We start from the raw sequence: 15957 nt of genomic DNA on the forward strand, positions 1-15957 counted from the left end.
ATGGAAAATGTGAAGGAGGAAGAAGAGAATTGAAAGAAAAGCTGGTTCTTGCTTACTCCGGCGGTTTAGATACATCCGTTGCTATAAAATGGTTAGCTGAGAAATATGATGTTGATGTAGTGGCGGTAGCTGTTGATGTAGGGGAGGAGAAGAATTACGAGGAGATAAGGGAGAAGGCATTAAAAATAGGCGCTATTTCTGCCTATGTTATAGACGCAAAGGAGGAGTTCGCAAGAGATTTCGTCCTTCCCGCTCTCAAAGCCAATGCCCTTTATGAGGGGCGTTATCCCTTATCTGCAGCACTTTCCCGCCCACTAATAGCGAAAAAAGTTGTGGAGGTAGCGAGGAGGGAAGGAGCTAAGATGGTGGCACACGGCTCAACGGGGAAGGGGAACGACCAAGTGAGATTTGAAGTTTCCTTTATGGCGCTTGCGCCTGATTTAAAAATCGTCGCTCCCGTAAGGGAATGGGGTCTATCTCGTGAAGAGGAGATAGAGTATGCTCGTTCAAGGGGGATTCCCGTGCCGGTGAAAAAGGAAAAGCCGTATTCCCTTGATGTTAATCTTTGGGGGCGTTCAATAGAATGCGGTGCAATTGAGGACCCAGAAGCCGAGCCTCCTGAAGATGCTTTCTTATGGACTGTTTCGCCTCTTGAGGCTCCCGACGAGCCGGAGTATGTGGAGATAGAGTTCAAGGAAGGGGAACCGATTGCCCTGAATGGAGAGAAACTATCGCTTTCATCCTTAATATCTAAACTCAACGAGATAGGTGGAAGGCACGGTGTGGGAAGGATAGATATGGTTGAAAACAGGCTCGTGGGGATAAAATCTCGGGAGGTATATGAGGCACCAGCGGCAACGATTCTCATTACAGCTCATAAGGATTTAGAAGCTTTGACATTGAGCCGAGAGCTTCTTCATTTCAAGCAGAATTACATTGATACGAAGTTTGCCGAGTTAGTTTATTACGGTCTTTGGTTTTCCCATTTGAGGGAATGCTTGGAGGCGTTTATAAAAGAAGCGGAAAAATTTGTGACCGGAAAAGTAAGGCTTAAACTATTCAAGGGGTCCTGTCAGCCAGTTGGTCGCTCTTCTCCCTACAGCCTTTATGACCTTTCCCTTGCGACCTATGGCGAGGGGGATATTTTTGACCAGAAGTTATCGGAAGGGTTCGTTCAGCTTTGGGGTCTTCCCTATAAGATTGAGGGCAGGCGAGGGAAATGAAGTTATGGGGAGGTAGGTTCAGGGAGCCGTTAGACCCATTCATTGAACGCTTCACCTCTGCCCTTCGTTTTGATAAAAGATTGCTTCCCTATGATATAAAAGCAGACATAGCCCACGCGAAAGCACTTGCATCAGCGGGAGTGATAAGCGAGGAACTAGCAAATAAAATAGTAAAGGCTTTGGAAGAGATTGAGCAGGAGGTTGAAGAAGGGAAAAGGGCGATTAAAGGAGACGAGGCCGAGGACATTCATACCCTTGTGGAGAATTGGCTTGAGGAGAAGATTGGGGAAGGGGCAGGTTTTTTGCGTTCCTATCGCTCGCGCAATGAACAAATAGCGTGCGACCTTCGTCTCTATCTCAAAGAGGAAACAGGAAAAATAGGGGAGGCATTAAACTCTCTTCAAGGGACGCTTTTGAGTCTTGCGGAGAAGCACAAAGGGTGGAAACTCCCCGGTTATACCCATCTTCAACATTCTCAACCCGTTTCCCTTTCCCATCATCTTCTCGCCTATTTCTGGATGTTTCAAAGGGATAAGGAGAGGTTTAGAGATGGCTTAAAGAGGATAGATATATCCCCTGAGGGAGCGGGTGCTATAGCAGGCGTTGAACTCGACCCAGAGCTGAAGGCAAGCCTTTTAGGGTTCAGCCGTTGCTTTGAGAATTCCATAGATGCGGTTTCGGACAGGGATTTTCTGCTTGAATTTCTTTCCAACTGTGCTATATCCGCTATTCATCTCTCTCGTTTGGCGGAGGAGATTGTGCTTTGGGCGACGCAGGAATTTTCTTTCCTTACATTATCGGATGCGGTTTGCGCAGGCTCAAGTATGATGCCTCACAAGAAGAATCCCGACCCGGCGGAGCTAATAAGAGGGAAAACTGGTAGAACAATCGGTTCGCTTGTTTCGCTCTTTATCACTTTAAAAGCTCTTCCATTATCTTATAATTTTGATATGCAGGAAAACCAACCCGCGCTTTTTGATGCAATAGACAATTTAAAGGATTGCTTGATGGCGATGAACAAAATCCTCCAAAATCTTTCTTTTAATAAGGATAAAATGGAGGGAAGCATAGAGGATTACCTTTTAGCGGTTGAGTTGGCGGATTATCTTATCCGAAAGGGGATTCCCTTCAGGAGGGCGCATAGGATTGTGGGAGAGCTCCTCCTTTATGCAATGGAAAAGGGAAAAAAGTTCAAAGAGCTGGAGATTAAAGAGATGAAAGAATTTTCCTCCGCTTTTGATGAGGATGTTTATAAGCATCTCTCCCTTTCCTCCTTCTATGAAAGGCGAAACTTCCGAGGAGGAACGGGAGAGAAAGCTATAGAATTACAGATAAAAAGAGCAAAGGAGGTTCTGTCGCAATATGGATAATTTATATGAGATAATAGAGAAAGGCGTTAAAATGCGAGCTTCTGATATTCTCCTAAAGGTCGCCAATAAACCTGTTGCACGGGTTGACGGCGACCTAAAAGTGATGGAGGATTTTGACATCTTCTATCAGGAAGATTTAAGGGATATAGCGCAGAATATAATCTACTCGGCAAGCAGGGAAATTCTCCTTCAGTTTCGCGACCCCGCCAACGCTCCCGAGTATATAAAGCGTCTGGGAGACGAGCGCGTAGAGGCGCTTGAAAGGGGGAGAGAATTAGACCTCGTTTTCTCTATACGGGACCTCGCAAGGATTAGGGCAAACCTCTTTATGCAGAGAGGAAGCATAGCTATTGCAATCCGTCTCATTCCCCTTGCTATCCCCTCAATTGAACAGTTGAACCTTCCCTCTTCACTGAAGGACCTCGTTGCTCAGAAGCAGGGGCTCATAATCGTTACGGGTCCAACCGGTTCGGGGAAATCCACGACTATCGCCTCTTTAATTGAGCATATCAATCAGACGAGAGAGGCTCATATAATCACTATAGAAGACCCCATTGAATATATTTTTGAAGATAAGAAGGCGGTAATCTGTCAGAGAGAGGTGGGTAAGGACACAGCATCTTATGAGTCGGCATTAAGAAGCGTCTTAAGGGAAAGCCCCGATGTGATAATGATAGGTGAAATGCGGGATGCCGAGACGATGAGCGTTGCGATGATGGCTGCTGAGATGGGTCATCTCGTTTTGACCACCCTCCATACAATCTCCGCTCCCTCTGTGGTTGACCGCATCGTGCACAGCTTCCCACCTCATCAAAGCAATCAGATATACGAGCAATTGTCCAATACCCTTGTGGGAGTAATCGCTCAGCGGTTGCTCAAGCATGCTTCAGGGGTTGGACGCATACCCGCAGTTGAGATTATGACAGCTTCGCCAACTGTGAAAAAGCTTATAGAGGAAGGAAGGACGGGAGAGCTTTACTCCACCATTAAAGAGGGAAGCCATTACGGTATGATAACGATGAATCAATCCCTCGCTTCTTTATACCTGCGAGGATTGATAACTCTGGAGGAGGCGGAGGCGGCTTCTCCCAATAAGGTGGAATTTCGTCAGCTGATAAAGAAGCAATAAAATTTAACCCATATGTCGTCCTTCGTTCACTTCCCTTCCAGTGAGCCAGAGCTGGAAGAGGTGGAGATAGTATACCATAAGCTTCCAGATAACATCGTCATTACCGCCGTGCTTATCTCAGACCTTCATATAAGAAGTGCAAGTAATTTGCCCGCCATCTTTTACAAAGTGGAAAAGCTTTCCCCCTCTTTCGTCTTTCTCTTGGGCGACAACTTCGCTAAAATCACAATAAAGAAGGTAAGAGAGTTCATAAATCTATTCGGACTGCTTAATCCACCCCTCGGCAAATTCGCTATTTTAGGGAATGGAGACGAAGAGGAACTTTTCCTTTCTATCTTCAACAAAGCGGGGGTTCATTTATTGAAAAATGAATATTTCCTTGTAAACATGGAGTCGTTGCAAATTCTTTTGGCTGGGGTTGATTTTAAGGCGGAAAGAATCTCCAATCTCCTCGCCTCCCTTCCTCCTTCAGACCTCTCAATTTTGCTTTCCCATAGACCAGATGTAATCCTTTCACAGGGCGATTGGAGAAAGATTGACCTCGTTCTAAGTGGGCATACCCATGGTGGTCAAATAAGATTGCCCTTTATCGGACCTTTATTCACTAAGAGCAGGCTACCAAGGAGATATTCGCAAGGTCTTTCTTCTTTTGGACATTTATATCTTTATGTTTCTCGCGGAATAGGGGAGACTAAAATACCGATTCGCTTCTTCTGTCCTCCAGAAATAACCTTACTGAAAATAAAGGGCAATAAATGATTTAAAGCGGACGTTTGGCTGGAATGCCCGCTCTACGAGGATAATTTTCGGGAGTCTCCCTTTCCTTAAACACAAAAAGAAACATTCGCTTCTCCTCAACGAAGGGAAGTATGGTTCCCTTTACATCTAAAACCTTTCCCCCTAAGATAGAGAGCGCTCTTCTTGATTCTTTTAGTTCTTCCTCAAGCTTTGGCCCCTTATAGGCTATGAAAAAACCACCAACTTTTAGAAATGGCAGGCTATATTCAAGTAAAACAGGGAGAGGAGCTACCGCTCTCGCAACAGCCAAGCTAAATCTCTCTCTATATTGAGGGTTTCTTCCCAAATCCTCAGCCCTACCCTCCAAAATCTCAAAATCCATTTTCAATTTCTCCCTTATATGTTTTAAGAAAAGTATCCTCTTTTTGTTGGCTTCAAGGAGATGAAGGGAAAAGGAGGGATTGAAGATTTTCAAAGGGATACCGGGTAACCCTGCACCGCTCCCAATATCTATCAAATTCCCCTCTTTTATGGGAAAGAAAGGCAAGGGAAGGAGGGAATCAATAAAATGATAAATAACTATTTCCCGCTCGCTCTCGTAAGCGGTGAGGTTGAACTTCTTGTTCCAGATTTGAAGCTCCCGCAGATAGATATGGAATAGCTTTTCCTTATCTTTCTCTAATTGTCCAAGTCCTATATCGGTAACGACACTTCTGAGAAGCGAGAGCAAGTCTTCAAGCTATCTCTATAGTTATAGGACTCCTCTCTTCGTTTCCCTTGCTATCTCTCGCTACGAGATAAACTGTGTAGGAACCAGGTGGTGCGTCGTAAGGGATGTTTCCCTCTAAGACGAATAAATCCTCGCCCCTTCTATCTGCCCAGAGTCTATTCCCCATTGGGTCAATAACGAATACTTCTACAATGTTACCCTCATCAGAGGTTATCTTGCATTCACCCCTTCCCCAGTATCCCCTTTTTAAGGGGAAGGGTTCAATCTTCAAATTGCTGATATTTATAGCCATAAAGGACACCTCCTATATTAATTCTAATTTCTCGCCCATTTGGAGTGAATAGAGTTTTGCATAAAGCCCATTTAATCTAATCAGTTCCTCGTGGCTTCCTTCCTCCAAGATTTTTCCATCATAGAGAACGAAGATTTTATCCACTGACCGGACGGTGGATAAGCGGTGTGCTATTATAATAGCTGTTCTTCCCTCAAAAAGTCTTTGCATTGCCTCATATATTTTGAATTCCGTTTCGGAGTCAAGAGAGGAGGTCGCCTCATCAAGGATAAGGATAGGAGGTTTGCGGAGGAAAGCCCTTGCAAGAGCGATTCTTTGCCTCTCACCACCGGATAGTTGAGCACCTCTTTCTCCCAGAATCGTGTCGTAGCCCTGTGGAAGATTGATGATGAAATCGTGGGCGTTTGCCAATTTCGCCGCCTCTATAATCTCCTCCTCGCTCGCTCCCAGCTTACCTATGGCTATGTTCTCCCTCACTGTTCCCGAGAATATTATCGTCTCCTGGGGAACAGCTGCTATGAATTTGCGTAGAGAGGCGGGTTTAATCTTCTTCAAGTTTATGCCATCAAGATAAATCTCCCCTTCTTGTGGGTCATAGAGACGGAGAAGAAGGGCAGCTAACGTGGACTTGCCCGCTCCCGTAGGTCCTACGATGGCTACTTTCTCTCCCGCCTTTATATGAATGTTTATTCCTTTCAAAACTTCCTCCCCGGTATAGGTAAAGCTTACATTGGAAAAAATGATATCGCCTTTCACTTCCTTTAACTCAATCGTTCCCTTTGCCAATTCCAACTCTTTTGGTTCAGCTAAAACCTGGAAAATCCTTTCGCTTGCTCCCAAAGCGGATTGAAGGTTAGCCCATGTGTTGGAGAAAAGTGCGACTTGTTCAATTACCAAAGCCATATACCATATGAAGGCTACGAGCCCGCCAGGGGTGAGACGATTATTTATCACGAGAAAGCTCCCATATCCTAAGGCGCCTAAGAAGGGAACGGCTCCACCGAAAAGGCCGAGAGAGGCCATAATCGCCCTGTATCTAGCGTTTTTGAGCACAGTATCTATGAATTCTCTGCTCACAGCTTCAAGCTTTTGTAATGTGAACTTCTCCAAGAGGAAAGCTTTTACAACAAGGATTCCGCTGAGAGTATCCTGGACAAGCGATGTCATCTCTCCCAATTTCTCCTGCATAGCCCTAGCCTTATCCTTGACCTTTTTGCCCAGAGGGGTGGCAACGATAACGAAGACGGGGATGAACAGGGCGATGAAGAGCGATAGCCTCAAATTTATAGTAAGCATAAGAACGAATCCACCGATTAGAAGAAGGGGTTGGCGAATGAGGTTTATTATTTCGGAGGTTAGAAGGTTTTGCACTGTTCCCACATCGTTCATAAGGCGGGAAACCATATCTCCTGTGTGGGTTTTCTGAAAATAGCGGAAGGAAGTGTTTTGTAGGTGGTCAAAAAGGGTTATTCTCATGTTCGTGCTGACATTTGCCCCTAAATAGGCGAAATTTAGAATCTGAAGATAGCTCGCGCAGGCTTCCAAGCCCAAAATCGCAAAAGCTAAGAAAATGATTCTCTTTAAAGTTGGAATATCCTTTGATACGAGGGCGGAATTGAAAAGCTCTTTGATAAGCCAAGGGAAAATCAGCGTAGTAGCGGATGTGATGAGGGTAAGGATGAGGCATAAAAGAACTATGTGCCAATAGGGCAATATGAAACTCAAAAGCTTTTTAATTCCGCCTCTTTCTTTCATCTCTCCCTTAGGATTATAAAATCGCTTAATTGGAGAACTGCTTCTTTCGCAGGGGAAGGAGGGAAGGAAGCCAAGTAGCTTTTAGCTTTATTGACGAACATTTCCGCTTTTCTTTTTGCTTTCTCCAGCCCGCCGCTTTCCTCAAGCTTTCTCCTCAACTCTTCCCTCTCCAATTTATTCATCGCTAACAAGTCCTTCAAAATACCCTTTTTAAGCAAGGGAATAAAGGGGAGAGTCAAAGTGCCTTCCTTGATATCCGAAATAATGGGCTTTCCCATACTCTTTTCGTCGCTGGTTATGTTCAGTATATCGTCAGTGATTTGGAAGGCGAGCCCAATATATTTACCGAAAAGAAAGAGTCTTCTCTCCTCCTCTCTATTTGCTTCTCCCAAAATCGCTCCTATCCTTGTTGTTGCGCTAAATAAGGAGGCGGTTTTCAACTCTATCACTTTCAGGTAATCCTTTTCCCGAATTTTCTCTTTCCCTCTTAGCAAAAGCTCCAGCGCTTCTCCTCTGCTCATATTCTCCACAGCTTCAGCTATAATGGAAAATATCCGTTTGTTTCCCCATTTTAGGAAGAGTCTCGCTGCCTTCGCGACAAGCAAATCTCCTACGAGAACGGCGATTTTATTCCCCCATTTCGCATTGATGGAGGGATTCCCCCTTCTCAAGTCAGCCTCATCAATCACATCGTCGTGAATGAGTGAAGCAGTGTGAACGAGCTCTATGCCAGCGGATAGGTAAAGGGCTCTCTTTTCCACTCTCCCCAACATCTTGCATATATTGAGAAGTAGGGCTGGCCTCAATCTCTTCCCGTTTGCAAAGATGAGAGATGAGGCGGGCGTGGAGAGTTCTTGGGGAACATCCTTCAATTGACTACGAAGAATCTCCTCAACCAGGATTAGTTCTTCTTTAATGGGGGTATAAAAAGATTGAAAATCTTTCATTTTTAATATTCATTTGGAAGCTCCTTAAGTTCCGCGTAGGAGAAGACGGGACCATCCAGGCAGACATATTTAGAGCCTACATTACAGCGTCCGCATTTCCCTATCCCACACTTCATTCTCATCTCCAAAGTAGTGATTATTCGTTCGGGTGGAAAGCCGAGCTTGAGAAGATTCTCAATTGTGAACTTTATCATTATGGGTGGCCCACAGGTAACCGCATAAGCGTTATCGGGACTTGGTGATATCTCCATCACATAGGGAGGAACGAATCCTATATGACCGTCCCATTTCCCATCTTGTCTATCTATCGTTAGATAAACTTTTGTCCTCTCGGCTCTCTCCCATTCTTTCAATTCGTCCCTAAAGCACAAATCACTGCTCGTTCTTGCCCCATAGATAATCGTTAAATCGCCGTATTTATCCCTATTGTCAATGCAGAACTGAATGAGGGAGCGTAGAGGGGCGAGACCTATTCCACCGCCGATAAATATTATGTTTTTCCCTTGCATTTCCTCATATGGGAAATGATTGCCGAAGGGACCCCTTATTCCCACTATGTCTCCCTCCTTCATATTATGGAGGGCGGTAGTTACCACACCCATCTTCTTAACGCTGAACTCTATATATTCCCGGCGGGTGGGGGAACAGGTGAGGCAAAAGGGAGCCTCGCCTACGCCGAAGACGGAAACCATCTGGAACTGTCCGGGCTTGTATACGAAGTTGCGATGGGCGTCCTCATCTAAGATAACTGCCCGAAATGTTTTCGTATCAGGCGTTTCCTGTCTGATATGCTCAATTCGCGCAATGTAAGGAAGATACGGATTGCTCATACTGAATTAAATTAAAAAGAGAAAAAATGGGAAAGTCAAGGATTTGTATGCATAACATTTGAGACCCCTTTGCTTATTAAATTCATATATACCGTTTAAGAGTTCTCTGGAATCGCTATCCATAGCCCTTCTCTCCTAAATTCCCTTGCACTTTTACCCGATAACCTCGGGAAAGCATAAGAAGAGCAAAATCTTGAGAGAATATTTATATCCATGGTTTTTATGTCTTCTTGAGGAGTGTGCTTCCTGAAACGCCAAATAGCTCCCTTTCCTAATATGGGGAATAAAATTTAAAAGGGTTTTGGATAATGGAGAAACGGTCCTATGGGTATATATTGATTTTGCCACGAAGCCTTCTATTTGGAATTAACAATTAAAAATCTTGACTTGTGAAGTTATAATTTTAAAATATCTTTTAAAAAATGAAGGAAAATTATATTTGGAGAGTCTATCTCTTGCCTAAAAGCGGATGGAAAGCCCTCCTTCTTATACCGGCTCTTTTCCTCGCAGGGCTGGTTGGACTTTACCTTGGAGGGGTTATGCTCTTAATACTTGCTCTCTTTTTTTTACTTTCTTCCCTTCGCGATTTCCTTTTTCCCCTCACATATCAGCTCGACTCAGAAGGGATTAAATTAAGGGGGCTTTTAATAAAAAGAGAGTTGAGGTGGGAGGAAGTAGAAGACATAAAGAGGGAGAAGGGCGTCATCCTTTTCTATCAGCGAAATAGCCTTTCCTCTTTCCGTTTAAAGAAGCCTCTTTCTGTATATACAAATGGAAACGAGGAGGAAATATGGGAGAAGATAGAGAGCTTATGGAAGAGGAACTCTTGGAGAGAATAGCGGAGAGAATAAAGAGGATGGGCTTGCAAGCTCCCGCCATCCTTTTTCTTGAGGCTAATAAGCCCCTTGCCTTTATAGGAGGGCAGGCGTTACTATTTTCCGCTCCCTTTCTCGGGCTTCTTTTCGGATTTGAGAATGTATCTCTTTTCGCGGATATACTCTCAAGACCAGGAGGAATTGAAAGACTCTTGAAGAAACTGGAGGAATGAGATGGAGCATGCAACGACTGGAGTAGCGATTTTGGAGTTATCCATAACTGGCGCCATCCTTTTTTCCATATTCTTGGCGAGAGGAGGAAAGGAGTTTTTCCTGCGGAAAATCGCTGCCTTTTCCGTCATTGACGATGCGATAGGTAGAGCGGTTGAGATGGGCAGACCCATTCTTTTCTCCGCGGGGTTGAGCGGATTAGGTGTAACCTTCTTTCAGGCGCTCGCTATTTTAAGCTACGTGGTAAGAAGAGCCGCTGAATACGGTGTGAGGGTGATTGTCCCCCTTTTCGCCTCAGATGTCTATCCTCTCACGGAGGAGGTTTGCAAGGAGGCATATCGGGCGGCGGGAAGGTTGGAGGAATATAATCCCTCTGATGTGTTTTTCCTCTCCAACGACCAATTTGCCTACGCCTCAGGAGTTGTGGGAATAATGCACAGGGAGAGGACTGCGACTCATTTCTTCTTGGGAGATTTCGCCGCGGAGAGCTTGATTCTGGCGGAGGAGGGACATTCTGTTGGAGCGGTGCAAATAGCCGGCACTCCCTCAACTTTACAGCTTCCCTTCTTTGTTGCAGCTTGCGATTATACTTTGATAGGTGAGGAATATTATGCGGCGAGCGCTTATGTTTCCCGGGAGCCAATCCTCGTGGGCTCAATAAAGGGGCAGGATTTGGGAAAGATAATCCTGCTCCTCCTCTCCCTTTCAGGCGTTATTGGGATGACGCTTGGAGGGAAGATGGCTATAATCTTTCAAAATCTCTTCAGATGAGGATATTTCATCCGATAAAGGACCCGATTTTATTAACCGCCTGCATCATAGCTTCCCTGCTGGGAAGCTTCCTCGTTCTTGCCCTTATGCATAAGTTTCTCTCAATGCGGGCTAAAGGGAGGTTGATAACCGCACTAACATTTTTAGCTGGCTTCTTCTACAGCCTTGAATTCTTCCTCCCAGCAAAAGATGGTAAGAACTTTCTAACGCCCTGGGTTGAGCCAGTGGGAGATGCCCTTGCTGTGATAGGCGCCTTTGCCTTTCCACTTGGTTTAATAAGCCTTGCAGTGGTCCATTTGGGGAATATCAGAAGAAGGAGAGAGGGTTGGTATTTTAGCCTTTTCCTCTTCATCGCTATGTTGGCAATGGCGCTCTCCGCTTTTTTAAATCACTATGCCCGCTTACCGCTGGCGAAGAATATCTTCACTTGTTTATTTAGCGGACTTTATATACCCTTGGGCGTTGCTATGATGTCCACATTGGCATTTTACATCGTTTCCGCTGCCTATCGTGCCTTCAGGGTCACGAATGTAGAGGCGGTATTGATGATGGGTGCGGCTATTATCGTGATGCTCGGACAGATTCCTTTCGGGATGTGGTTGACATCTTGGCTGCCTATGCAGGGCATTGTTGCCTCATTGAGAATAGAAAATCTGAGCAATTGGTTTATGACGGTAGTGAATATGTCCGTTCAGAGGGCGATTGGATTCGGGTTGGCGATAGGAGGAATCGCTATGGCTCTCAGGGTTTGGTTGAGCCTTGAGAGGGGTATGCAGTTGGGAGGGAAATGAAATGGAGTGGCTTATTCAATTGCGGCAGATAAAAAGGCAATGGATCTATCTCTGTTTGGCGGTATTGGTTTCAATACCTCTATTCTTGAAGATTCGCCTCCCCTTCTTCGTAGGTCCGCAGGCGAAGGGTCTCTATGAGGCGGTGAAAAATCTACCCGAAGACAAAGTTGTGCTTCTCGCCATGGATTGGGGAGCAGCTACGAAGGGAGAAAGTATGTGGCAGGCGCAGGCGATTATTGAGCATCTCTTCAAGGAGAAAAAGCCCTTTGTCATATTGGGCTACGACATCCAAGGTCCCCAACTCTCTGAGGAATTGGCGGAGAAACTGGCGAAAAAGTATCATAAAGAATATGGGGAAGATTGGTTCAATGTTGGTTTTATAACGGGAGGTTTGCCACTCCTTTTAAGGATGGCGAAGAACTTCCAGGCAACATTCAAGCAGGATAGCGTTGAGCGAAAGCCCCTTTCCGCCCTTCCCCTGGCAAGGAAGATAAGGGATATCAACGACATCGGGCTAATAATTAATGTCACTGGCTCAGGCACATATGGAGATTGGATAACGATACAGACGACTTATAAAGTTCCTCTTGCAGTAGCCTGCACAGCTGTAATCACACCGGACCTCTATCCATTTTTGGATTCTAAGCAGCTGATAGGTATGTTATCGGGTCTAAAAGGGGCGGCGGAATACGAAGCATTGATTAAGGGAAGCCATCGCGAGACCACTTTGAAGATGATGATGTCGCAATCTATGGCACATCTCCTCATTATCATTCTCATAGTCCTTGCAAACATCGGACTTTACATGGAGAGGAGGAGAAGGAGAAGTGGTTGAGGTAATAGTTACCTGGCTAGCCGCAATAGCTACGCTGGGAATTTATTCCATTCTTTACAAGGAAAATCCAATCTATCGTTTCTTTGAGCATCTCTTCATCGGATTGGGACTTGGCTGGACAATCTTTGAAGTCTGGAAGGATATCCTCCAACCTAAATGGTGGACACCTATGGTTGTTGAGGGGAAATGGTATTGGATATTCGCCTTCGTTATCGGTTCCCTTTACTATTTCATCTTCTCGCCACGTTTCGCCTGGATGGCTCGCCTTGTTATCTCAACTCTGATGGGGTTGTCAGCTGGCTTGGTCTTCAAGGTCACCGCTGCCATCTATATCCCCCAGATAGAGGCTTCCTTCCGTCCCATTACTTTCGTTCCTTCAATCGCTCGTGGGTTAAACAATCTCCTCTCCACAATAATTTTGCTTTGCGTTATCCTCTACTTTCTCTTCACGATTAGCCACGAGAAGCAACCACTTGCCGGTGCCTCAAAATTGGGAAGATGGTTTATAATGCTCGGACTGGGCGCTATGTTCGGCAGCACCGTTATGGCGAGGCTTTCCCTCTTCATTGATAGATTGACATTCCTACTTCACGATTGGCTTAAGGTGATAAAGTTCTAAGATGGCTAAAGCTATCCTGGCTGTTGACTGCGGTTCAACCACCACAAAAGCTATCCTCTTCTCAGATGAAGGTGGATGGCATCTTGTTTCAAGAGGTGAGGCTCCCACAACAGTGGAAGCCCCCTTTGATAATGTCATGCTGGGACTTTACAATGCTGTGAGAGAGCTGGAAGAGCTAACGGGCAGGGAAATGCTAAAGGGGGATTCCTTCCTCATTCCCTCAATGAACGGCAAGGGGGTTGACCTTTTCCTTGCGACCTCGTCAGCTGGTGGTGGATTGCAAATGCTTGTTATGGGAGTGGTTAAAACTATGACCGCTGAAAGCGCTCACAGGGCGGCGCTCGGGGCTGGAGCTATAGTCGTTGACTGCATAGCGCTTGATGATGGAAGGGAGGATTTTCAGAGAATTCAAAGGATAAGGGAGATACGACCCGATATAATACTTCTTGCAGGTGGAACGGATGGCGGGACGATAACTCATGTAGTCTCCTTAGCGGAGATGCTTTCCGCGGCTGAGCCTCGTGCTCGCCTTGGCAATCTACCGATACCTGTCATTTACGCAGGAAATAGGGACGCGAGGGAGGAAGTTAAAAGAATATTGGGGGATAAATTCTCGGTTATAATCACCGAAAACATTCGCCCAAGGCTGGAGGTTGAAAATCTCGCCCCTGCTAGGGAGGCGATACACGAGCTCTTCCTTCAGCATGTTATGAGGCAGGCGCCCGGCTATAACTTCCTTATGGAAGCAACAACCCATCCGATTATGTCAACCCCAAACGCAGTGGGGCTCATGGTTCAGCTTTTAGCTAAAGAGCTCGGGGGCAATGTGCTGGCTGTAGATATCGGAGGGGCAACGACGGATGTCTTCTCCGTCTTCTCCCAAACTTACAATAGAACAGTCTCCGCCAATTTGGGAATGTCTTACTCCATCTGCAATGTTATGGTGGAGGCGACAATCCCCTTAATCCAACGCTGGCTTCCATTTGATGTTGACCCTAAGGAAATAAAGAATGCACTCAGAAATAAGATGATACGCCCCACCACGATTCCCCAAACTCTTAAAGACCTTTACATAGAACAGGCTGTTGCGAGGGAGGCACTCAGGTTGGCGCTTGAGCATCATAAATCTTTGGCAAGAAGCCTCGTCGGAGTGCAGAGGGAGAGAACGGTTGGCGATTTGTTCGTTCAAACTACAGGTGGAGAAACCCTTATAGATATGAGCAAGGTTGACATGATTATTGGCTCGGGAGGCGTGCTATCTCATGCCCCAAATAGAGCTCAAGCAGCGTTGATGATGATAGACGCTTTTCAACCAGCGGGGACAACCTATCTCGCAGTTGACAGTATATTTATGATGCCCCATCTTGGTGTTCTATCTTCTGTTTTGCCTGATGTAGCAGAGGAAATCTTCTGGAGGGATTGTGTTGTTCCACTCGGCTCCCTCATCGCCCCAATTGGAAGTATCAAGGAAGGAGAAGTTGCTGTTTCCATTGAGGGTAAGGAAAACCTTGGGGAAGTGAGGTTCGGGGAAGTGAGGGTCTTCCCCTTGAAGGAGGAAGGAGAATTCATAATCAAACCACATAGAGCTTTGGACTTGGGAGAGGGGAAAGGGAAGGAAGTGGTGAGGAAATTGAGAGGAGGGTTGGTTGGTTTAATAGTTGATTGTAGGGGAAGACCCCTACAGATTCCCTCTCAGGAGGAGAAGAGAAAGGAATGGTTGAGGAGAACATATCAAGCTTTCTCCCTGCCTTTGCCAGGTGATACGAGATGAGTCAGGCTTATACCCCCGGCTTAACGATTACCCCCTATGCAAAATTGAAAAAAATCCGCAAGCTGCCGATAAAAGGCGAAGTCCTCGTTGGAATTGGGGAATGGGTCAAACCAGAGAGCATTGTGGCGCGTGCTTTTCTCCCTGGACCAGCCCATATAGTGAAGGCGGGAGAGATACTCGGAGTGGCTGGGGAGGATTTGGAAAAGCATCTCTTGAAAAAAGTGGGCGATAAAGTGGAGGAAAACGAGGTAATAGCTTCCTCCACTTCCTTTTTCGGGCTCTCCAAGAAGTTCGTTCGCTCGCCTATAATGGGGACGATTGAGAACATCTCCCCAATAACGGGAAACATAACGATACGAGAGGAGCCAAAACCTTTGCTGCTTCCTGCCTATGTGGAAGGCGAGGTTGTGGAGATTTTGCCGAATGAGGGGGTTGTTATTGAGACTAAAGGAGCGTTTTTGCAGGGAATATTCGGAGTGGGTGGGGAAAGGTGGGGGCAATTGAAAGTCGTCGTGTCTTCTCCCGCTGAGCCGATAAGGGAAATAAAGGAGGAGCTAAAGGGATGTGTTATCGTTGGAGGAACGATAGACGGCGAGATGTTGAGGAGAGCTGCGGAGGTGGGGGTTAAGGGTGTGGTTGTCGGCGGGATTTTCGACGAGGTATTGAGGGATTTTCTCGGCTACGATATAGGTGTTGCGATAACGGGACAGGAGGATATACCGTTAACCCTGATAATAATGGAGGGGTTTGGAGAGCTTCCTATTTCCCAGCGAGCTTTTAATTTGTTTAAGCGATTTGATGGATTTCTCGCATCAATAAATGGGGCAACGCAGATAAGGGCTGGGGTGATGAGACCCGAGATAATAATTCCCCATAAGGAGGAGATGCCGGCGTTTGAAGTGAAGCTTATGAATCAGCTTCTTGAGGGAACAAGGGTTAGGGTTATTAGGGAGCCATATTTCGGTTTATTGGGAAAGGTTGTTGCTCTACCACCTGAGCCGAGGATATTGGAGACGGGAGCGAAGGCGAGGGTAGCGGAGGTCCTTTTGGATAATGGCGAACGAGTGATTGTTCCCCGGGCGAACTTAGAGATAATCGTGGATTGACAAA

The 15957-nt window shown here is 45.9% G+C and carries 17 protein-coding genes; 12 read left to right on the forward strand and 5 right to left on the reverse strand.

Annotated elements, in window-relative coordinates; all coding sequences use genetic code 11:
• The first annotated feature begins 29 nt into the window (after positions 1 to 29).
• The 4 genes from H5T88_00780 to H5T88_00795 are packed head-to-tail and all read left to right on the forward strand — an operon-like array spanning position 30 to position 4481.
• The gene (locus H5T88_00780) at positions 30 to 1223 is read left to right on the forward strand and encodes an argininosuccinate synthase (GenBank protein ID MBC7328872.1); all 1194 of its coding nucleotides are present in this window, start codon (positions 30 to 32) and stop codon (positions 1221 to 1223) included.
• Complete coding sequence (gene argH / locus H5T88_00785; GenBank protein ID MBC7328873.1) at positions 1220 to 2593, forward strand: argininosuccinate lyase; 1374 nt, start codon at positions 1220 to 1222, stop codon at positions 2591 to 2593. The genes H5T88_00780 and argH overlap by 4 nt, the downstream gene beginning before the upstream one ends.
• Positions 2586 to 3722, forward strand: a complete 1137-nt coding sequence (locus H5T88_00790; GenBank protein ID MBC7328874.1) for a PilT/PilU family type 4a pilus ATPase — start codon at positions 2586 to 2588, stop codon at positions 3720 to 3722. Before argH ends, H5T88_00790 begins: the two co-directional genes overlap by 8 nt.
• A 12-nt stretch (positions 3723 to 3734) precedes the next feature.
• Positions 3735 to 4481, forward strand: coding sequence for a metallophosphoesterase (locus H5T88_00795; protein ID MBC7328875.1), 747 nt, complete (start codon positions 3735 to 3737; stop codon positions 4479 to 4481).
• 1 nt (position 4482) lies between these two features.
• Here the strand turns inward: H5T88_00795 and rsmG are convergent, their stop codons facing one another.
• From rsmG to H5T88_00820, 5 genes are read right to left on the reverse strand one after another with little or no spacing between them, the layout of a single operon-like run.
• Positions 4483 to 5190, reverse strand: a complete 708-nt coding sequence (gene rsmG, locus H5T88_00800; GenBank protein MBC7328876.1) for a 16S rRNA (guanine(527)-N(7))-methyltransferase RsmG — start codon at positions 5188 to 5190, stop codon at positions 4483 to 4485.
• Positions 5191 to 5194: 4 nt separating this feature from the next.
• Complete coding sequence (locus tag H5T88_00805; GenBank protein MBC7328877.1) at positions 5195 to 5482, reverse strand: hypothetical protein; 288 nt, start codon at positions 5480 to 5482, stop codon at positions 5195 to 5197.
• Between the two features lie 12 nt (positions 5483 to 5494).
• Positions 5495 to 7237: an ABC transporter ATP-binding protein gene (locus tag H5T88_00810; GenBank protein ID MBC7328878.1), complete on the reverse strand. Its 1743-nt coding sequence runs from the start codon at positions 7235 to 7237 to the stop codon at positions 5495 to 5497.
• Positions 7234 to 8184, reverse strand: coding sequence for a polyprenyl synthetase family protein (locus H5T88_00815; GenBank protein MBC7328879.1), 951 nt, complete (start codon positions 8182 to 8184; stop codon positions 7234 to 7236). The genes H5T88_00810 and H5T88_00815 overlap by 4 nt, the downstream gene beginning before the upstream one ends.
• Positions 8185 to 8186: 2 nt before the next feature.
• Positions 8187 to 9014 (reverse strand): FAD/NAD(P)-binding protein, encoded by an 828-nt coding sequence (locus H5T88_00820; protein MBC7328880.1) that lies wholly within the window; start codon positions 9012 to 9014, stop codon positions 8187 to 8189.
• Between the two features lie 422 nt (positions 9015 to 9436).
• On the opposite strand from H5T88_00820, the gene H5T88_00825 reads away from it, so the two are divergent.
• Genes H5T88_00825 through H5T88_00860 form a run of 8 tightly spaced genes read left to right on the forward strand, consistent with a single transcriptional unit; the run spans position 9437 to position 15953 of the window.
• Complete coding sequence (locus H5T88_00825) at positions 9437 to 9853, forward strand: hypothetical protein (protein MBC7328881.1); 417 nt, start codon at positions 9437 to 9439, stop codon at positions 9851 to 9853.
• Entirely contained in the window at positions 9826 to 10062 is a 237-nt protein-coding gene (locus tag H5T88_00830; protein MBC7328882.1) for a hypothetical protein, read from the forward strand. Before H5T88_00825 ends, H5T88_00830 begins: the two co-directional genes overlap by 28 nt.
• 1 nt (position 10063) lies before the next feature.
• On the forward strand, positions 10064 to 10831 hold the full coding sequence (locus H5T88_00835) for a hypothetical protein (GenBank protein ID MBC7328883.1): 768 nt from the start codon (positions 10064 to 10066) through the stop codon (positions 10829 to 10831).
• Positions 10828 to 11622 carry a hypothetical protein gene (locus tag H5T88_00840; protein MBC7328884.1) on the forward strand — a complete coding sequence of 265 codons (795 nt, stop codon included), beginning with the start codon at positions 10828 to 10830 and terminating at the stop codon, positions 11620 to 11622. Before H5T88_00835 ends, H5T88_00840 begins: the two co-directional genes overlap by 4 nt.
• A 1-nt stretch (position 11623) precedes the next feature.
• Complete coding sequence (locus tag H5T88_00845) at positions 11624 to 12457, forward strand: hypothetical protein (protein ID MBC7328885.1); 834 nt, start codon at positions 11624 to 11626, stop codon at positions 12455 to 12457.
• Positions 12450 to 13076 (forward strand): hypothetical protein, encoded by a 627-nt coding sequence (locus tag H5T88_00850; protein MBC7328886.1) that lies wholly within the window; start codon positions 12450 to 12452, stop codon positions 13074 to 13076. Before H5T88_00845 ends, H5T88_00850 begins: the two co-directional genes overlap by 8 nt.
• Position 13077: 1 nt before the next feature.
• Complete coding sequence (locus H5T88_00855) at positions 13078 to 14847, forward strand: glutamate mutase L (protein ID MBC7328887.1); 1770 nt, start codon at positions 13078 to 13080, stop codon at positions 14845 to 14847.
• Positions 14844 to 15953 carry a hypothetical protein gene (locus tag H5T88_00860; protein MBC7328888.1) on the forward strand — a complete coding sequence of 370 codons (1110 nt, stop codon included), beginning with the start codon at positions 14844 to 14846 and terminating at the stop codon, positions 15951 to 15953. The genes H5T88_00855 and H5T88_00860 overlap by 4 nt, the downstream gene beginning before the upstream one ends.
• The last annotated feature ends 4 nt before the right edge of the window (positions 15954 to 15957 follow it).

The sequence above is a fragment of the bacterium genome (assembly GCA_014360495.1).
Classification (GTDB): Bacteria; Armatimonadota; JACIXR01; order JACIXR01; family JACIXR01; genus JACIXR01.

Coding starts and splice junctions, on each gene's coding strand:
- H5T88_00840 (MBC7328884.1), top strand. CDS start 10,828: ATGAGGATATTTCATCCGATAAAGGACCCGATTTTATTAACCGCCTGC.
- H5T88_00805 (MBC7328877.1), bottom strand. CDS start 5,482: ATGGCTATAAATATCAGCAATTTGAAGATTGAACCCTTCCCCTTAAAA.
- argH (MBC7328873.1), top strand. CDS start 1,220: ATGAAGTTATGGGGAGGTAGGTTCAGGGAGCCGTTAGACCCATTCATT.
- H5T88_00830 (MBC7328882.1), top strand. CDS start 9,826: ATGGAAGAGGAACTCTTGGAGAGAATAGCGGAGAGAATAAAGAGGATG.
- H5T88_00860 (MBC7328888.1), top strand. CDS start 14,844: ATGAGTCAGGCTTATACCCCCGGCTTAACGATTACCCCCTATGCAAAA.
- H5T88_00790 (MBC7328874.1), top strand. CDS start 2,586: ATGGATAATTTATATGAGATAATAGAGAAAGGCGTTAAAATGCGAGCT.
- H5T88_00855 (MBC7328887.1), top strand. CDS start 13,078: ATGGCTAAAGCTATCCTGGCTGTTGACTGCGGTTCAACCACCACAAAA.
- H5T88_00810 (MBC7328878.1), bottom strand. CDS start 7,237: ATGAAAGAAAGAGGCGGAATTAAAAAGCTTTTGAGTTTCATATTGCCC.
- H5T88_00835 (MBC7328883.1), top strand. CDS start 10,064: ATGGAGCATGCAACGACTGGAGTAGCGATTTTGGAGTTATCCATAACT.
- H5T88_00795 (MBC7328875.1), top strand. CDS start 3,735: ATGTCGTCCTTCGTTCACTTCCCTTCCAGTGAGCCAGAGCTGGAAGAG.
- H5T88_00820 (MBC7328880.1), bottom strand. CDS start 9,014: ATGAGCAATCCGTATCTTCCTTACATTGCGCGAATTGAGCATATCAGA.
- H5T88_00845 (MBC7328885.1), top strand. CDS start 11,624: ATGGAGTGGCTTATTCAATTGCGGCAGATAAAAAGGCAATGGATCTAT.
- H5T88_00815 (MBC7328879.1), bottom strand. CDS start 8,184: ATGAAAGATTTTCAATCTTTTTATACCCCCATTAAAGAAGAACTAATC.
- H5T88_00825 (MBC7328881.1), top strand. CDS start 9,437: ATGAAGGAAAATTATATTTGGAGAGTCTATCTCTTGCCTAAAAGCGGA.